At 68.3% G+C, this 1,217-nt stretch carries 1 protein-coding gene; it reads left to right on the top strand.

Features of this window, described 5'->3' with window-relative positions; genetic code table 11:
- Positions 1–1,217: cobaltochelatase subunit CobN (locus EN738_RS34410; RefSeq protein WP_245494855.1), on the top strand; the 1,217-nt coding region annotated here is incomplete at both ends.

Raw genomic sequence — 1,217 nt, 5'->3', positions numbered from 1 at the left:
CGTCGCGGAGGACCCCACCCCCGGCCTGCGGCCGGCCCCTCCCCCTTGAGGGGAGGGGCCGGCCGCAGGCCGGGGGTGGGGTCCTCCGCGACGCGCGCCGACACCCTGAAGAACGACCGCAGGAAGAGACGTTAAGCCCAGTCGTCCCGACACCTCCCGGCCCTGCGGGCCACCCTCTCCTCGAGGGGGAGGGAGACGGCGCGCCTGTCATCCCAATCCTCTTCTACCGCTCGATGCTGCTCGCCGCCGATGTCGCGCCCATCGATGCGCTGGTCGAGGCGTTGCGCTCGCAAGGCCTGATCCCTGTTCCAATCTTCGTCTCCAGCCTCAAGGACACGGTTTCGCTGGATTTCGTCGAGAACGCCCTCGCCTCGCTGAACCCGGCCGTCATCATCACCGCCACTGCATTCGCCTCCGGCGCTGAACCCGGCGCGGAAACCCTGTTCGACCGTGCAGGCGTGCCGGTCTTCCAGGTCATCGTCGCCACGACCAGACGCGAGGTCTGGGAGAAAAACCAGCGCGGCCTGGCACCCGCTGACCTTGCCATGCATGTCGTGCTGCCGGAACTCGACGGCCGCGTCCTGGCCGGCGCGATTTCGTTCAAGGGCGAGAGCGAAACCGACCCGGCGCTGGCTTTCCGCGCCTTCGCCAACCGGCCGGAGGCAGGTCGCGTCGCGCAAGTCGCCAAGCGCATCGCGGCGTTCATTCGCCTGCGGCGGACCGAGCGGGCCGAGCGCAAGCTGGCGATCCTGATACCGGATTATCCGAGCGCTGCGGGGCGAACGGGCTATGCCGTCGGCCTGGACGTGCCGTCCAGCGTGCTTGCGATGCTGCATGACCTGAAGGAGGAGGGCTATGCGGTTGACGGGATTCCGCAATCGCCGCGGGAACTGCTGGATGCGCTGGAGGTGGGTGGGCAAGGCCTCTCCGTAGAGGCCTACTTCGCCTTTTCGGCCGAACTACCGAGGCCAGCGCACGATGCAATAGAGGCCGCGTGGGGCAAGGCAGAAGGGAAAGGTTCGCGCGAGGCGCCCCCCTCTGTCCTGCCGGACATCTCCCCCACGTGGGGGGAGATTGGCAGTTCCTCCGCCGGCTTTCCCCCTGCGAAGTCGGAGATTGGCGAAATCGACGGCGCGAGCCTGATCTCCCCCCTTGTGGGGGAGATGTCCGGCAGGACAGAGGGGGGCGCGACAGAACGCGAGCCTTCGCGGCTAGCG

The organism is Mesorhizobium sp. M4B.F.Ca.ET.017.02.2.1 (genome assembly GCF_003998955.1).
GTDB classification, from domain to species: domain Bacteria; phylum Pseudomonadota; class Alphaproteobacteria; order Rhizobiales; family Rhizobiaceae; genus Mesorhizobium; species Mesorhizobium abyssinicae.
The sequence above is the reverse complement of the archived record's forward strand: the minus strand, read 5'-3'. Positions and strand labels throughout refer to the sequence as shown.